Consider the following 15,895-nt stretch of genomic DNA (forward strand, 5'->3'; position numbering starts at 1 on the left):
GGGACGTAGAACTGGGGCAAGTCATCCAATAAACCTTTGGCAGGGACAGGGCAGAACTGCGGACCGCAAGGCAGGTCGGGGCGGAGGGTCTGGTTCAGATCACGCATCTTCTGTTTCTGGAACCTGCAGCGGCGCTTGTCCAGCATTTCGGCAAAGCAGGACAGACCGACAGGGCCGGGCAAAGGCCCCGTTGCGGCCATGACAGGGGTGCAAGGCCATGCGCATCGCGAATGTGGAACTGTCCAGTGGCGCCGGACTGGCCGCGCGCGGAACCGCCGCCATCCCCCGGGGTGAAGGGGGGCACCTGCCATCACGGCCGCGCTGGGCGGGCCTGCGCATGCCCCCCGTTACCCCCCCCGGTTGCCCCCCGGTTCAGCCCGGGGACCGTCAGGCCGCGTCGCGGCTGATCGTGACCTTGTCGCGCCCGTCGGTCTTGGCCTGCAACAGCGCCCGGTCGGCCCGATCGATGACACAGCCGATATCGCCGGCGCCCAGAATGCCCTCGGGCAGCACCGCAGATCCATCCGAAGTGGCAAGCCCGATGGAACAGGTCACGCCGATGCGGGCCCCACCGGGCAGTTCAAAATCCCGCTCCTTGATCGACTGGCACAATCGCTGCGCCACCGGTCCGGCCTGCATCAGATCGGCGCCGGGCAGCACGACCAGAAATTCCTCCCCCCCGATCCGGGCCACCAGATCCGAGGCCCGGACCCCCGCGCCCAGCCTGCGCGCGGTTTCAACCAGCACCGCATCACCGGCGGCGTGGCCGAAATGGTCATTCACCGATTTGAACCGGTCCAGATCAACGACCATCACGGCGAAGCTGCCGCCGGTCAACCGCGCGGTCTCGGCGACCCCTTCAAGCCTGCTGAGCGCATAGCGCCGGTTGTGCAGCCCGGTCAGCGGGTCGATCAGCGCCAGCCGAAGCCCGTCGCGCACCGAGGCGCGGACCCGGTCCGCCGCGCGCTTGCGCGCCATGATCCGTGTCAGGCGCAGTGCGATTTCCCGCGGGTCGGTTCCGGCGCCGATACAGTCATTCGCGCCCATGTCGAAACACATGGCAGGCAGGCCGTCCCGGTCCCGCATCAGAATGCAGATGGCCGAATGGCGGGTCACATGGCGGCTGCGCAATTCGGACAAATGCCGCAGATGGCCCAGCGGGTCCTGGCTGTCGGCTTCCAGCAGAAAGATATCGGGGATCGGCCCGTCGTCATGGCCCACCTCGGCCAGCGCCTGCTCACGCGACAGGACTGTCATGCGGTCGGCCAGATGCGGGGCCAGAAGGTGCCGCAGATGCATCCCGCTTTCGCGCCGGGGCGTGACGATTGCGACAGACCCTGAGGGGGCGAATTCCATCTGCGATTCGGCAAACCCCAGAGCGTGCATCGTTGCCATTCCGGTTTCCTGCCCGCGGATCGTTTCATATTCGCGCAGAAGATTGCGCAGCCGCGCCAGAAATTCCTCATCACCTACATCCTTGGGCAGAAAATCATCCGCCCCCGCCGCAAAGGCCGCCATCCGCCGCCCGGGATCGGTCTCGCTGGACAGTATGACCGTGGGGATTGCTGCGGTGGCAGGATCGGCGCGCAGGCTGCGCAGGATCTGCGGCGCCCCGATATCGGGAAGGTTCATGTCCAGAAGGATCAGATCGGGCTGTCTTTCCCGTGCCAGTGTCAGGCAGTCGCTGCCATTTGCCGCCAGGATCGGAACGTAGCAGGCCGCGCCCAGCTTGACCTTGAAGACGATCCGGTTGGTCGCCACGTCATCGACAACGAGAATTTTGCCCGGCATGGTGGCGGCCCGTCCCTGTTCGATCCTCAGTTCGCTTGAACTCCATTCACCTTTGCTGCCTTTTGGTTAAGAATTTCTTTCGAATTGCACGGCAAGAGGTCCCGGAACTTCCTCTGGGGCGCGCCCGAAGGCGAAGACCCGCCCATCAGAACCGGAGATAAGCCATGAACCGGCAGGAAGCCGCTGAAACACTGGCGCTTGAGGCCCTTGGCTGGCTGGCGGCGCAGGATGATCTGTTTACCACGTTCCTTGCTGCCAGCGGGGCGGGCGTGGCCGATCTGGCGCAGCGCGCGCGTGATCCCGACTTTCTGGGCTCGGTGCTGGATTTCCTGCTGGCCGAGGATGACTGGATCCTTGCCTTCAGCCGCGATACCGGCCATCCGCCGACCGCCCCGGCGCGGGCAAGGGCCGATCTGCCCGGCGGCGCGCAGCAGCACTGGACCTGAGCGCTGCACGGGTGATTGCCTCGCGTCCCGGGGCGGTGCAGTCTGCGCGCGACCGGATCGGCAGGAAAGGCGCGGGCATATGGACGGGGTGATCTTCGACAAGGACGGAACGCTGTTCGACTTCCGGCGCAGCTGGGGCGGCTGGGCCAGTGGCATGATCGATTCGCTGACCGATGGCGATACCGAACTTGCCGCGCGGCTGGCCCGTGCCATCGGCTATGACCGCGACCGGCAGGATTTCCACCCCGACAGCCCCGTGATCGCCGCCACCGCCGAGGAAATCGCCACGGCCCTGCTGCCCGAACTGCCGGGCATCGGCCGTGAGGATCTGCGCGCGCGCATCAACGCCATGGCCGCGACCGCGACCATGGCCGAGGCGGTGCCATTGCGCGCCACCCTGTCGGCGCTGCGGGCAAAGGGGTTGGCGCTGGGTTTGGCCACCAATGACAGCGAAGGCCCGGCCCGCGCCCATCTTGCCGCGCATGACATTGCCGATCTGTTCGATTTCATCGCAGGCTATGATTCGGGCCATGGTGCCAAGCCCGGTCCGGGCATGTGCCTTGCCTTTCTGCGCGCGACCGGAACCGACCCTTCGCGCGTGGTCATGGTGGGCGACAGCCGCCATGACCTGATGGCGGGGCGGGCGGCGGGAATGCTGACCGTCGCTGTGCTGACCGGCATTGCCGACGCGGCGGAACTGGCGCCCCATGCCGATGCCGTGCTGCCCGATATCGGCGGTCTTGGCCAGTGGATCGACGCGCAGCGCGCGCTCTGATCGCGGTCCTCGCCCAAAAACGACGCATTCACGTCGCGGGCAGAGTGTCCATCGCGACGGCCCTTGCGCCATCCTGCCCGCAAGGACGCCCAAGCGACGGAGCAGGACATGACCGAGGACCCCACCCCCCGGCAAAAGGAACGCGGACGCCGTTCGGGCGGGCGCGCGGGCAATCAAAGCCGCGCGGGCCACGCCGCGATTGACCAGATGCCCTGGCGTATTCCGGTCAATCCCGACCGCCCGACCGAACCGCTGGATGCCGAGGGCGTGCAGGCCCTGCATCGCGGCGCCATGCATATCCTGTCCGAGATCGGCATCGAATTCCTGAACCCCGAAGCGCTGGCGATCCTGAAACAGGCTGGCTGCCGAGTTGATGGAGAGCGGGTTCGCATGGATGAGGATTTCGTGATGGAAATGCTGTCCCATGCGCCGGACAGCTTCACCATCACGCCGCGCAATCCCGACCGCGAAATCGTCATCGGCGGGCGGCATATGGTCTTTGTCAATGTCTCCTCGCCGCCCAATGCCTGGGATCTGGAACGCGGCAAGCGCACCGGCGATTTCGAGACCTTCAAGGAATTCATGAAGCTGACGCAGTATTTCAACTGCATCCATATCGCGGGCGGCTATCCGGTCGAACCCGTCGATATCCACCCGTCGGTGCGCCATCTCGATTGTCTTTATGAAAAGCTGACCCTGACCGACAAGGTGGTGCATGCCTACAGCCTTGGTGCCGAACGGGTCGAGGATGTGATGGAGATGACGCGGCTTGCTGCGGGTCTTTCGCATTCCGAGTTTGAGGCGCGGCCGCGCATGTATACCAATATCAACTCGGTCTCGCCGCTGAAACATGACTATCCGATGCTGGATGGTGCGATGCGGCTGGCGCGGCGCGGGCAACCGGTGGTGGTGACGCCCTTCACGCTGGCAGGCGCCATGGCGCCGGTGACGATGGCCGGGGCGGTCGCGCTCAGCCTTGCCGAAGGGCTCGCCGCAATTGCGCTGTTGCAATATATCAAGCCCGGCTGCCCGGTGGCGATCGGCACCTTCACGTCGAATGTCGACATGAAATCCGGCGCGCCCGCCTTCGGCACGCCGGAATATATGCGTGCGACGCAGATGACCGGGCAGATGGCCCGGTTTTACAAGCTGCCGCTGCGGTCATCTGGGGTCTGTGCGGCGAATATTCCCGATGGTCAGGCGATGTGGGAAACCTCGAACTCGCTTTGGGCCGCGGTGCAGTCGGGCACCAATATGGTCTATCACGCGGCGGGCTGGCTGGAGGGCGGGCTGATCGCCTCCCCTGAGAAATTCGTGATGGATTGCGAGATATTGCAGATGATCCAGCGCTATTTCGAAGAGGCGACCTTTGCCACCACGCCTGAGGATATCGCGCTGGATGCGATCCGCGAGGTCGGTCCGGGCGGGCATTATTTCGGCTGCCAGCACACGCAGGACCGCTATCAGACCGCCTTCTATTCACCCTTCGTCTCGGACTGGCGCAATTATGAGGCCTGGGCCGCCGATGGCGGCGTCTGGACGCCGGAACGCGCGCATCGAATCTACAAGCAGATCCTGGCCGAATTCACGCCCCCGCTGATCAATGAGGATCACCGCGAGGATCTGTACCGCTTCACGGCCAAGCGAAAACAGGAAGGCGGCGCGCCCACCGATTTCTGACCCTCGGCGCGTCGGTGGCGGATGACGGAGCGGGGGTTGCCTGCCCCCGCACACCCCCGGGGATATTTTCCGACAGTAAAAGGACAGAAGTGCCCGCCCCTCTGCCCCCCGTCTTGCGGGAGATCTGCGATTTGCCCGAACCGGAACGTCAGCATCCCGGTAGACCGTGACATCATGGGGCCAGCGCGGCCTCTTCCTCGGCGGGGGTCAGCGGTGCCCCTGCGCCGATCCGGTCCAGATAGGCGTCGATCATCTCGGCGGCCGTGTCCGAGGCGGTAACGAAGTCACCGCTGCCGCCTGCCTGAACGCTCAGCGCCACGGACCAGTCGGCGCCCGCCCCGCAGATCACCGCGCGGTCTTCCTGCCTGCCCGCGCTGATCGCGATCATCCGGCACAGGCCCTGATCGGTCTGGAAACTGGCCAGAACCCGGGCGGTCGCTCCCCCCTCCAGTGCGGCCTCGCCGCCGGTGGGCAGGGTGGCCAGCGCCCGGGCTGCCGCCTCGGGCGTGGCGGTCGCCATTGCGGTCGGGGTTGTGGGGCCAAGGCTGCGCCCGGTCAGAAAGCCGACCGCCAGCGCCAGCACCACGGAGGCGGCCAGCGCCATCGGCACCGCGCCGGTCAGAGGGCTGCGACGACGGGGCAGGGGGGTGACATTGCTGCCGCCCTCCTCTGCTGATTGGGCCATAGGACTGTCCATCACGCTGCGCAGAAGCCGTTCGGGCACCGGGCCGGCGGCGAAGGCTGCGCGCAGATCGGCCGCCCCTGTCTCGAACAGCGCAAGCCGCGCGGTCAGTTCGGGGTCGGCCGCGATGCGGCGGCGCAACGCGGTTGCGGTTTCCCCGGAAAGTTCGTCATCGGCCAGCGCCATCAGCATGTCATCCGTCACTTCCTCCGGGCCAGTCCCGCCCGGTCCGCTTGTCCCTGTCATCGCCTGCCCCGTTGTCGCCTGCCCCGTTGTCGCCTGCCCAGTCATCGGCTGCCCAGTCATCGGCTGTCCTGTCATCGGGTCTCCCCTTTCCTGATCGCGCGTCCTTTACCTGCCGCCAGGGCTTCGGCCAGCGCAAGGCGGCCCCGTGACAGGCGGCTCATCACCGTGCCCTCGGGAATGTCCAGCGCTTCGGCCACCTCGCGGTAGCGCATCCCCTCGACACAGACGAGCATCAACACGATACGCTGGTCCTCGGGCAGGCTGTCCATCGCCCGGCGCACCTCGGCCAGATGCAGGCGGTCTTCGGTCACCCGCCGCCCATCCGTGCCGATCAATGCCGGGCTGTCCTCAAGATCCGCGATATCGGCGGTTTCACGGCGCGCGCGATGCTGGTCGATCCAGGCATTGCGCAGAATGCGGAACATCCACGCGTCAAGCCGGGTGCCGGGCGTATAGCCCCCGATATTGCGCAGCGCCTTCTCGCAGGTGATCTGCACCAGATCATCCGCCCGGTCCTGCGCCCGGGTCAGGCTGCGGGCAAAGGCGCGCAGCCGGGGCAGAAGGGCGATCATTTCGGATCTGACAGGATCGGACACGGAAAAACCTTTGTCTTCGGGACCATCTTGCAGGCAGAACGCCGCAGGATTGCGTCTTATTCCCGCCCCATGCCAGAATATTTTGCGGATCCCATGATCCGGGCGGCGACGGCTGCGCTATCCGTCTGCGAATGCGGAATGAAACGGTCTTTCCTTTCGTTCCATGGTGAGGGCCGCATGACGGATGGTCAAAGCGGGCGACAGGATCGGGAACTGGCAAGGAAGGACACGCCATGGCGAAAAGGCGGGGCGGAAACGAAGCGGATCCCATGGCGAATACGGGGAAAGCCATTAAGGGGCCAGACGCGGTGGACAGCCGCCGCCGCGCATTGTTGCGGCGGATCGGGCTGGCCGCGCCGATGGCCTATCTCGCCCCGGCGCTGACCGGGATCGGAACGGCCCATGCCTCTGGCGGGTCCGGGGGGTCGGGGGGCGGATCGGGACCTTCGGGCCGGAGCGGCGGTGAAGGGCGTGGCCGAGGCCGCACCCGGCAGCCGGTGCGGCAGCCCGCGCGGCAGGCGCCGCGTGCCGCCCCGCCACCGCCCGAGATCGTGGCAATCCTGCCCGGTGACATCGCGCCCGAGGCGCTGGCGGCAGCGGGCTATCCGGTGCTGGCCCGGACAGGCCTGCCCCGGGCGGGCGGGCTGCTGCTGCGGCTGGGGCTTCCTCCGGGCCGCAGCATCGCGGTGGCGCAGGCCGAACTGGCGGCACTCTTTCCCACGATGATCGCTGATGGCAATGCGCTTTACGCGCCCGAGGAATTTCTGTGCGGTCCCGAAGGCTGCGCCGCGCAGGAGATGATCGGCTGGGCCGGATGGCCCAGTGCGTTGTCCCCGAAAATCGGCATGGTCGATACCGGCATCAATACCGGTCATGACGCGCTGGCGGGTCAGCGGCTGGTGGTGCGGCAGGTCGAACTGGCCGAGCGCGCGGCGGCGGGACGCCAGCATGGCACCGCGGTTGCGGCAATGCTGGTGGGGCGGCTGGACAGCCGGGTGCCGGGCCTGCTGCCGCTGGCGGAACTTCATGCGGTCGAGGCCTTCCACACCACGCCGCAAGGCGACCGCGCCGATGCCTTCGCGCTGGCGCAGGCGGTGGATCTGCTGGTCGGGGACGGCGTTGCGGTCATCAACCTGTCGCTGTCCGGGCCCGACAATGCGGTGCTGCGCCGGGTGGTGCAACTGGCCGCAGGGGCGGGGGTGGCGCTGGTCGCGGCGGCGGGCAATGGCGGGCCGGGGGCGGAACCCGCCTTTCCCGCCGCATGGCCCGAGGTGATTGCCGTCACGGCGGTCGATGCCCGTGAAAGGGTCTGGCGGCAGGCCAATCAGGGTGCCTATATCCACTTCGCGGCACCCGGGGTGGGGCTTTGGACGGCGGCCTCGATCTCGGGGGGGCGGCTGCGTTCGGGCACGTCCTATGCAGCCCCTTTCGTCACCGCCTCGCTGGCGGTTTCACGGCTGCGCCAGCCCGAAACCGCCCTGACAGATGTGGTCGACGGGCTGATCGGCTGCGCGCGGGATCTGGGCGAGGCCGGGTTCGATCCGGTCTATGGGCACGGTTTGATCCAGGCCCCGGGGCAATGCAGCGCGGATGAATTCCTGACCAGTGGTGAGTGAGCCTGCGGTGCCCTGTTCGGGGCCTGAGTGTCGGCGGGAAAAGGGGCGCTGCCCCTCGGCCCTTGCGGGGGGACATACCCCGAGGTCTTTCGATCAGGATGAAAGGCCCGGCCCCCGGGGCTGTGGAGCCCGGGGCTGTTGAGGCGGTCAGTTCGCTGCTGCGGCCGCTGTTGCGGGGGGCGGCGGGGCGGCTGCAGGGGTGCGGCGCGTGGTCTTGGTCACGCCCAGCCCGGCCGAGAAATCGACCCCGCGCTGTTCCAGATCAAGCCCCATATCGAGACCGATATAGGCATTGCGCATCAGATAGGCCACGCCAAGGGTCGGGCGGATGCGCTGCGAGCGGAAGACATAGTCCAGCCCGACCGAGGCCGCCGCGCGATCCCGGCGGTCATCGGAAAAGATCCGCATGCCAAGTGCGGATTCCCCGCCGAACAGGATGCTGACCCCCACGCCGACCGTCGGATCGGCCTTGGCGGGCGTAGCCAGTGGCAGGCAGAGGCCCAGAAGAAGGGCGAGCGCGGGGCGAAGAGGCATCGGAAACACTCCATGTGAACTGGCCGGATTGTTTCGAATCTGCGCCTCTGGCAGCGGGCTGTCAATCATGCATCCCCCGAACATCCCCCGACGCTTCCCTGTGGCCTGCGCGCGACAGACTGTCACCCGAACGGCACAGACCCGGCGTGCGATCACGCTGGCGTGATGGTTTGGCTTTGTGAAAGGCGCGGGATCGGCCAGAACTGGCGCTCTGGGTGGGGCCCAACGGGACGTGACAGGATGCGCAAGGCTTTGCTTGCGGTCTGTGCTGTGCTTGCGGTTCTGGCCTCTCCGGTTTCCGGGCAGACGTCAGAGCGTGCGACGCTTGGCATCGGCCGGTTCTTCAACAATGATGCGATCGGCGATGGCCGGGACCGCTGGCGCAGCGGATCCTATGCGGTCAGCCTGCTGCGCGGGCCGGGCTGGTCTTATGCGCTGCCGCCGCGATTTGGCGAGATCCTGGAATTCCGCCTGCGCAGCGAAATCATCGCACCGGCAAGCCTGACCAATCCCGCCGCCGGGGATCGCCGCTATGTCGGCGTGCTGTCGCTGGGGATGCATACGCATTTTTCACTGGGTCAGGCCGAGGCGCGGCTGGGGCTGGATCTGGTCGCGACCGGCCGGCAGACCGGGGTCGGGCGGCTTCAGCGCGCCGCGCACCGGGTGTTCGGGCTGCAATCCCCCGATCCGGTTCTGGCCGGGCAGATCGGCAATGCGGTCCATCCGACGCTTTCGGCCGAAATCGGCCGCAGCTTCGATCTGGGCGACCGCGCGCGCCTGCGGCCCTTCGTTGAGGCGCAGGCCGGGGTCGAGACCTATCTGCGGGCCGGGGCCGATCTGACCTTCGGCCAGTTCGGGCAGGGCGCGCTGATGCTGCGCGATCAGGTCACCGGGCAGCGCTATTCCGGCATCCGGGGCGATGAGACGCGCGGCATGAGTGTCTTGCTGGGGGGCGATATCGCCCATATCCATGACAGCGCCTATTTGCCCGATGGCGGGGCGGCGGTGCTGGAACCGACGCGCAGCCGCCTGCGGGCGGGCCTGCATTGGCGGGGTGAGAAATCCGAGATCTTCTATGGGATTACCCGGCTTGGGCGTGAGTTCAAGGGCCAGCCCACGGCGCAGACCGTCGGATCACTGCGCCTGCGGTTACGGTTCTGACGGGCGATGCGCCGGGGCGTAGCTTTCCGGCGACTGTGACATTCCGGTCATATCGTCCTGTGACATATGGTGGTAAGATCATCTGATAAAGCGCTGATAAAAGCGCAAGAAACAGAAACGATAGAGAGCAGGCAAACAGGCAATGACAACGGGCTGTGGGGGCACGTTCGTCATCTCCTGGTCGCAAACCGAGACAGATGGCCTTCGCGCCGCCTCCCCGGAACATCTTGCCGTCGGTGCCGCATGGCGCTGGACAGGTGAGGCTGTTCGCGTGGACGGTGTACCGGGACTTCTGCATCTGGATGCGCCCCGGGGGGCGACGGAGCTGAGAGAGCGGGCGGCGCGCGGTTTGCGCAGGCTGATCGGGGTGGCGATCCTTGGAAAGGGGCGGCCGAGTTTTCCGGATGAGGCACCGCCAGACCGGGAAAGCAACGCGGAGCACGAGAACGAAGAACCGGGTTTCGTGCTGACCGACGGGCGCGCGGCCTATACCGCGACAATCATCGAGGTTCCCGATACCGGGGCGCGGCTTGTGATGTTTCTGGGCGGGATGCCGCCCGAAGGGCGCGATCTGTGGATCGTGCGGCATATGCAGGGCCGGGCGATGGCGCCGGTTCAGGCGGCAGAGTCCGGGGCGGGGGTGATCTGCTTTGCGCCCGGCACAAGGATCCGGACCGCCGGTGGCGCCTGCCTGATCGAGGATCTGCGCCCGGGCGACAGGATCGTGACGCGGGACAGCGGAGCCGAGGCGGTTCTGTGGACCGGGCAGCGGCGTATGTCGGGGGCCCGGCTGCATGCGATGCCGCATCTGCGGCCGATCCGGCTGCGCGGCGATGCGCTTGGGTCCGGGCGGCCCGATCAGGACCTGCTGGTTTCACCGCAACACCGGATGCTGCTGCGGGGGGCTGCGGCGCAGGCGCTGTTCAACACGCCCGAAGTGCTGGTCGCGGCCGAAGATCTGGTGAATGGCCGGACGATCACCGTCGATCACAGCCTGCGGGAAGTCACTTATGTCCATATCCTGCTGGAACGGCATCAGGTGATCTGGGCCAATGGTCTGGAAACCGAAAGCTTCCATCCGTCAAACGCGGCACTGGACAGTATCGCGCCCGATCAGCGCAGCGGTCTGCTGGCGATCCTGCCGGAACTGGCGGGGGATCCGCTGGCCTATGGCGATTTCGCGCGCCGCAACCTGACCGCAGCCGAGGCCGCGATCCTGCGGCACGATCTGGCGGCCTGAGACTGTGTCATTGGCCGGTTGACACCGGCAATGTCGCCTGTATAAGCGCGCCATCGGTCCCGGAGGCATTCTCCGGGGCTTTTCATTGGTGTTGGTGGACCCCGCAAGGGGAAGCCTGTCGCCCGAAGGCAAGGTGGCCCGAGGGAAAGGACAACGCCCTCGCATAATTGCAAGGAGATCAGCGGTGACCAAACGCACCTCTGCCAAATACAAGATCGACCGCCGCATGGGCGAAAACATCTGGGGCCGTCCGAAATCCCCGGTGAACAAGCGTGAATACGGACCCGGCCAGCACGGCCAGCGCCGCAAGAACAAGCTGTCGGATTTCGGCACGCAGCTGCGCGCCAAGCAGAAGCTGAAGGGCTATTACGGCGATCTGACCGAAAAGCAGTTCCGCAAGATCTATGGTGAGGCCGAGCGCGTCAAGGGTGACACCGGTGAGAACCTTGTCGGTCTGCTGGAGCGTCGTCTGGATGCCATCATCTATCGCGCGAAATTCGTGCCGACCGTCTTTGCCGCGCGCCAGTTCGTGAACCATGGCCATATCACGGTGAACGGCAAGCGCGTGAACATCGCGTCCTACCGCTGCAAGGAAGGCGATGTCGTCGCCGTCAAGGACAGCTCGCGTCAGCTGGCCATCGTACTGGAAGCCGTCGCGCTGGCCGAACGTGACGTGCCCGACTATCTGGAAGTCGATCACAACAAGATGACTGCGACCTTCGTGCGCACCCCGTCGCTGGGCGATGTGCCCTATCCGGTGGTGATGGAGCCGAACCTCGTCGTCGAATATTACGCCAAGAACTGATCCGGTTCAGGGTGGAGCTTTGGAAAAGGCCGCAGGAAACTGCGGCCTTTTTGCTTTGTGGCTGCGCCCGGCGGTCAGGCAGCGCCACGCCGACACGCCGACGCGCCGACCTGAAAACCGGCGCCCGAACCCGCGCATCCGGGCCGGACGCGCCACGCCAAGGGTGGCCCTGCGGCACCAGTCCCGCGATTGCACAGCTTGCCACTGGCAAGAGCACCGATCTCCCGCTAACAAGGCCGCAGCCTTGGGGGAGTGCCAAAATGACTTCGGAAATCCGGCCCCAGCCCGGTATACTTGATATTGCCCTCTACGAGGGTGGCGCGGCGCATGTGCCGGGCGTGGCCAATGCGGTCAAGCTGTCCTCGAATGAAAACCCCTTTGGCCCTTCCGACAAGGCGAAAGAGGCGTTTTCCCGCGCGGTGCATCAGTTGCACCGCTATCCGTCGACCGATCACGCGGCCCTGCGGCAGGCGATTGGCGAGGTGCATGGGCTGGAGCCTTCGCAGATCATCTGCGGTGTCGGCTCGGATGAGATCATCCATTTCCTGTGTCAGGCCTATGCCGGGCCGGGGGATGAGGTGCTGTTCACCGAACACGGGTTCCTGATGTATCGCATCTCGGCGCTGGCGGCGGGGGCGACCCCGGTCGAGGTGCGTGAACGTGACCGCACCACGGATGTCGAGGCGCTGCTGGCGGCGGCGAACGCGCGCACGAAACTGGTTTTCATCGCTAATCCCAACAATCCGACCGGCACGATGATTTCCATGGCCGAGGTCGAACATCTGGCCGCGAACCTGCCACAGCAGGCGATCCTTGTGCTGGACGGAGCCTATGCCGAATATGTCGATGGCTATGATGGCGGGGCCGAGATCATCGGGCGGCGCGGCAATGTCGTGATGACGCGGACATTTTCCAAGATTTACGGGTTGGGCGGGCTGCGCATCGGCTGGGGTTACGGCCCGCGCGCGATCATCGACGTTCTGAACCGTCTGCGGGGGCCGTTCAACCTGTCGGCGGCGCAGCTTGAGGCCGCCGAGGCCGCCGTTCGCGATCAGGATCATGTGAACCGCTGCCGCAGCGAAAATGCGCGGCTGCGCGTCTGGCTGGCCGAGGCATTGGCGGAACATGGCGTATCCTCGGACACCTCGCTTGCCAATTTCGTGCTGGCGCGGTTCCATGATGCGGCAGAGGCCGAGGCCTGCGACGAATGGCTGCGTGAACAGGGGCTGATCGTGCGGCGGGTCGCGGGCTACAAATTGCCGCAATGCCTGCGCATCACGGTCGGCGATGAAAGCGCCTGCCGCCGGGTCGCGCATGCGGTGGGACAGTTCAAGGGCAATCGCTGATGGCGGTGATCTATGACAGGGTTGCACTGATCGGGCTGGGGCTGATCGCCTCCTCCATGGCGCATGCGATGCGGGCTGCTGGGCTGGCCGGTGAAATCGTTGGCTATGCGCGTTCGGCCGAGACCCGCGCCATCGCGCGGGAGTTGTTCTGCGACCGTGTCTGCGACACGGCGGCCGGGGCGGTGGCCGGGGCCGATCTGGTGGTGCTGGCCGTGCCGGTGGGTGCTATGGCCGAGATTGCCGCCGAGATCGCGCCGCATCTGGCCCCGGGGGCGACCGTGACCGATGTCGGTTCGGTCAAGCAGGCGGTGATCGACGCCGTGGCCCCGCTGATGCCCGAAGGCGTGCATTTCATCGCGGGCCACCCCATTGCCGGGACCGAACATTCCGGCCCGCGTTCGGGCTTTGCCACGCTGTTTCGCAACCGCTGGTGGCTGCTGACCCCCGGTGAGGGGGCGGATGCCGATGCGGTTGCGCGATTGCGCGGCCTGTGTGAGGCGATGGGCGCCAAGGTCGATGAGATGGAGCCCGCGCATCATGATCTTGTGCTGGCCGTGACCAGCCATACGCCACATCTGATTGCCTATACGATGGTGGGGGTCGCCGATGACCTGCGCCGCGTGACCGATAGCGAGGTCATCAAGTATTCGGCGGCGGGTTTCCGGGATTTCACCCGGATTGCGGCCTCGGATCCGGTGATGTGGCGCGATGTCTTCCTGACCAACAAGGAGGCGACGCTGGATATTCTGGGCCGTTTCACCGAGGAGCTTTTTGCCCTGCAACGCGCGATCCGGCTGGGTGACGGCGCGCATCTGCAGGAGTATTTCACCCGCACCCGGGCCATCCGGCGCAGCATCATCGAGGCTGGGCAGGATACATCCGCCCCCGATTTCGGCCGAGCCGTGTCGGAGGGTGTTCCGGGCGAATGAAGGGCAAGGCGCTGATCGGACTGGGGTTTCTGCTGGCATTCGCCGTGCCTGTCCTGTCGGATATACCGCGCCCCGAACCCCGCCCGGCCGAACTGGCCGCCCCTGAGGCAGCAACTGCGCCAGAGCGTTCTGTGCCGACGGCCTCGACAGGTGCAGCGGTCGCGTCAGAGGGTTCACCGCAACGATCCATCCGGCCCCCGCGCCGCAAGGCGGATGCCGCCGAAGCCAGCTCCGCCGCCCCCTCCGACCGGGCGCCGCCGTCAGAGACACAGGCAATGCGGGCCACGATGAACGCCGCCGCCCTGCCGCTGCGCAGCATCCGCCCGCCGCCGCGCCCTGCTGCTGCCATCGCCGCCGCCGCCGCGCAGCGCCAGACGCAGCAACGCGCTGCCGCCGCACAACCCGCCGCCCCCGCGCCACCCGAATCCCGTTCCGCGCCGCGCGGCAATATCTTCAGCGCGATCTTCGGCGGCGGGCGCAAATCCGAGCCGCAGCGCAGCAGGCGCGGCTCGGTCTGCGGCGATCCGGCGATCCGGGGCGAAAGCGTGCCGCGCATCACCGGCCGGGTCGGGGGCTGCGGTATCGAAGAACCTGTGCGCGTGACCGAGGTGGATGGCGTGCGCCTGTCGACCGCCGCGACACTGGATTGCGACACCGCCAAGGCGCTGCGGTTCTGGGTGACGAACGGGTTGAAACCCGCCTTCGGGCGCAATGAGGTCTCAACCCTGCGCATCGCCGCGCACTATGCCTGCCGCACCCGCAACAACCGCCCCGGCGCGCGGATCAGCGAACATGGGCGTGGCAAGGCGATCGACATTGCGTCGATCATTCTGGCGGATGGGCGGGAAATCAGCATCCTGCGCGATTATCGCAGCCGGGCAGGGGCGCCGGTCCGGCAGGCGCATAAGGCCGCCTGCGGACCGTTCGGCACCACGCTGGGCCCCGGGTCAGACCGCTATCACAACGATCATCTGCATTTCGACACGGCCAGTCACCGCAGTGGACCCTATTGCCGCTGAGCGCACGCCCCGGGGGGGTGTGCCCGGTCAGTTGAACCGCAGCGGCGGCCCGACCGGGATGCCAGCGACAGAAATGCCCTGCGCGGCAAGCCGGAGCGGCAGTTCCACCGCGTTCCGGCTGCCCGAGGTCAGCGACAAGACCTGACCGACACGGCGCAGCCCCGTCAGGCTGTCTGTCGGGACCAGCCCCATTTCGGCCAGCCGGTCGAGGGCTGCCGACCAGTTTTCCAGCCGCAGCGTCACATCGCCCACGGCATAGCCCGCCGCATCTGTCTCGACACGGCCCCGCGCGAAGGCCGAAACCTCCCCCCAGTTCAGGATCGCCTCGCGCAGGTCCAGCGCGGTGACCGCAGGGCGCTTGGTCAGCGCATCGCGGTCCAGCGGCCCTGACAGCGTCACCCGCCCGTCCAGTCGCGCCATATCAATCCGCGCGGCAGCCGAGCCGCCCTCAAGCGCGATGCCCTCGGCCTCAAGTCCGATGCGGTGACTGAGCGGATCGGCGGGGTCAATCTCGCTGGCAAGGCGCAGGCTTTGCAGCGTCAGGGGCGGCGTGCCTTGCGGCGACAGCCGCACCCCGTCCCCGGCGGCGGTGCTGCGTTGCAGGGTCAGGGCCAGCCCCGGTTCCACAACGACCGAGGCCTGCAGTTTTTCGGCCTCAACCGTGACGGGCTGGCCCCGCAGGGTCAGGGTCTGGCGCGGCGGGAAGGCCGCGATCACATGCCATGGCCTGTAGCTGAGGCTGAAGATCTGCAGGAATTCGGCCTCCCATCCCCAGCCCGCGCGCGGATCGGCAAGGCGTGGCTCGGTCAGCGTCAGATCAAATCGGTTGGGAAAGCCTGCAACCTCAAGCCCCTGTTCGCCGGCCTCCAGACCGGCGGCCGATTGCGCCGCGATCCAGTCGCGGGCAAAGCGTTCGGCGGCATGCGCCCCGATGAACCAGTACCCGCACCAGCCCAGCCCCGCGATCAGCACCAGTCGCAACATCCAGCGGATCATCCCGGCCCCCCTTTTCAATCCTTCTGCGCTGTT

At 66.8% G+C, this 15,895-nt stretch carries 15 protein-coding genes; 10 read left to right on the forward strand and 5 right to left on the reverse strand.

What is annotated here, in order from left to right:
• Positions 1-387: 387 nt before the first annotated feature.
• A complete protein-coding gene (locus tag JL811_RS04025; RefSeq protein ID WP_202687041.1) occupies positions 388-1,791 on the reverse strand; it encodes a diguanylate cyclase in 1,404 nt (467 codons plus the stop codon).
• Between the two features lie 164 nt (positions 1,792-1,955).
• On the opposite strand from JL811_RS04025, the gene JL811_RS04030 reads away from it, so the two are divergent.
• The 3 genes from JL811_RS04030 (at position 1,956) to JL811_RS04040 (ending at position 4,692) form a co-directional block, all read left to right on the forward strand.
• A complete protein-coding gene (locus JL811_RS04030; RefSeq protein ID WP_202687042.1) occupies positions 1,956-2,237 on the forward strand; it encodes a DUF3572 domain-containing protein in 282 nt (93 codons plus the stop codon).
• A 79-nt stretch (positions 2,238-2,316) separates the two neighbouring features.
• Positions 2,317-3,012: an HAD family hydrolase gene (locus JL811_RS04035; RefSeq protein ID WP_202687043.1), complete on the forward strand. Its 696-nt coding sequence runs from the start codon at positions 2,317-2,319 to the stop codon at positions 3,010-3,012.
• Positions 3,013-3,120: 108 nt separating this feature from the next.
• Entirely contained in the window at positions 3,121-4,692 is a 1,572-nt protein-coding gene (locus tag JL811_RS04040) for a trimethylamine methyltransferase family protein (RefSeq protein WP_202687044.1), read from the forward strand.
• Positions 4,693-4,864: 172 nt separating this feature from the next.
• Here JL811_RS04040 and JL811_RS04045 read toward each other — a convergent pair whose 3' ends face one another.
• Together JL811_RS04045 and JL811_RS04050 are read right to left on the reverse strand one after the other, a co-directional pair.
• Positions 4,865-5,680 (reverse strand): anti-sigma factor, encoded by an 816-nt coding sequence (locus JL811_RS04045; RefSeq protein ID WP_202687045.1) that lies wholly within the window; start codon positions 5,678-5,680, stop codon positions 4,865-4,867.
• Between the two features lie 11 nt (positions 5,681-5,691).
• On the reverse strand, positions 5,692-6,216 hold the full coding sequence (locus JL811_RS04050; protein WP_337924709.1) for an RNA polymerase sigma factor: 525 nt from the start codon (positions 6,214-6,216) through the stop codon (positions 5,692-5,694).
• Between the two features lie 269 nt (positions 6,217-6,485).
• Between JL811_RS04050 and JL811_RS04055 the strand changes: the two genes are divergently transcribed.
• Complete coding sequence (locus JL811_RS04055; RefSeq protein ID WP_202687046.1) at positions 6,486-7,832, forward strand: S8 family serine peptidase; 1,347 nt, start codon at positions 6,486-6,488, stop codon at positions 7,830-7,832.
• A 147-nt stretch (positions 7,833-7,979) separates the two neighbouring features.
• Here JL811_RS04055 and JL811_RS04060 read toward each other — a convergent pair whose 3' ends face one another.
• Entirely contained in the window at positions 7,980-8,366 is a 387-nt protein-coding gene (locus tag JL811_RS04060; protein ID WP_202687047.1) for a hypothetical protein, read from the reverse strand.
• Positions 8,367-8,606: 240 nt separating this feature from the next.
• Here JL811_RS04060 and JL811_RS04065 point away from each other — a divergent pair, with 240 nt between their 5' ends.
• The 6 genes from JL811_RS04065 to JL811_RS04090 all read left to right on the forward strand — a co-directional run bounded on the left by JL811_RS04065 (position 8,607) and on the right by JL811_RS04090 (position 14,866).
• Entirely contained in the window at positions 8,607-9,527 is a 921-nt protein-coding gene (locus JL811_RS04065) for a lipid A-modifier LpxR family protein (protein ID WP_202687048.1), read from the forward strand.
• A 142-nt stretch (positions 9,528-9,669) separates the two neighbouring features.
• Positions 9,670-10,767: a Hint domain-containing protein gene (locus tag JL811_RS04070; RefSeq protein WP_202687049.1), complete on the forward strand. Its 1,098-nt coding sequence runs from the start codon at positions 9,670-9,672 to the stop codon at positions 10,765-10,767.
• A 184-nt stretch (positions 10,768-10,951) separates the two neighbouring features.
• Positions 10,952-11,572: a 30S ribosomal protein S4 gene (rpsD, locus tag JL811_RS04075; RefSeq protein ID WP_202687050.1), complete on the forward strand. Its 621-nt coding sequence runs from the start codon at positions 10,952-10,954 to the stop codon at positions 11,570-11,572.
• Positions 11,573-11,832: 260 nt separating this feature from the next.
• A complete protein-coding gene (hisC, locus tag JL811_RS04080; RefSeq protein WP_202687051.1) occupies positions 11,833-12,918 on the forward strand; it encodes a histidinol-phosphate transaminase in 1,086 nt (361 codons plus the stop codon).
• A complete protein-coding gene (locus JL811_RS04085; protein ID WP_202687052.1) occupies positions 12,918-13,847 on the forward strand; it encodes a prephenate/arogenate dehydrogenase family protein in 930 nt (309 codons plus the stop codon). The genes hisC and JL811_RS04085 overlap by 1 nt, the downstream gene beginning before the upstream one ends.
• The gene (locus JL811_RS04090) at positions 13,844-14,866 is read left to right on the forward strand and encodes an extensin-like domain-containing protein (RefSeq protein ID WP_202687053.1); all 1,023 of its coding nucleotides are present in this window, start codon (positions 13,844-13,846) and stop codon (positions 14,864-14,866) included. Before JL811_RS04085 ends, JL811_RS04090 begins: the two co-directional genes overlap by 4 nt.
• Positions 14,867-14,893: 27 nt before the next feature.
• Here the strand turns inward: JL811_RS04090 and JL811_RS04095 are convergent, their stop codons facing one another.
• Positions 14,894-15,862, reverse strand: coding sequence for a DUF2125 domain-containing protein (locus JL811_RS04095; RefSeq protein WP_202687054.1), 969 nt, complete (start codon positions 15,860-15,862; stop codon positions 14,894-14,896).
• Between the last annotated feature and the right edge of the window lie 33 nt (positions 15,863-15,895).

The organism is Szabonella alba, assembly GCF_016765775.1.
GTDB lineage: Bacteria > Pseudomonadota > Alphaproteobacteria > Rhodobacterales > Rhodobacteraceae > Szabonella > Szabonella alba.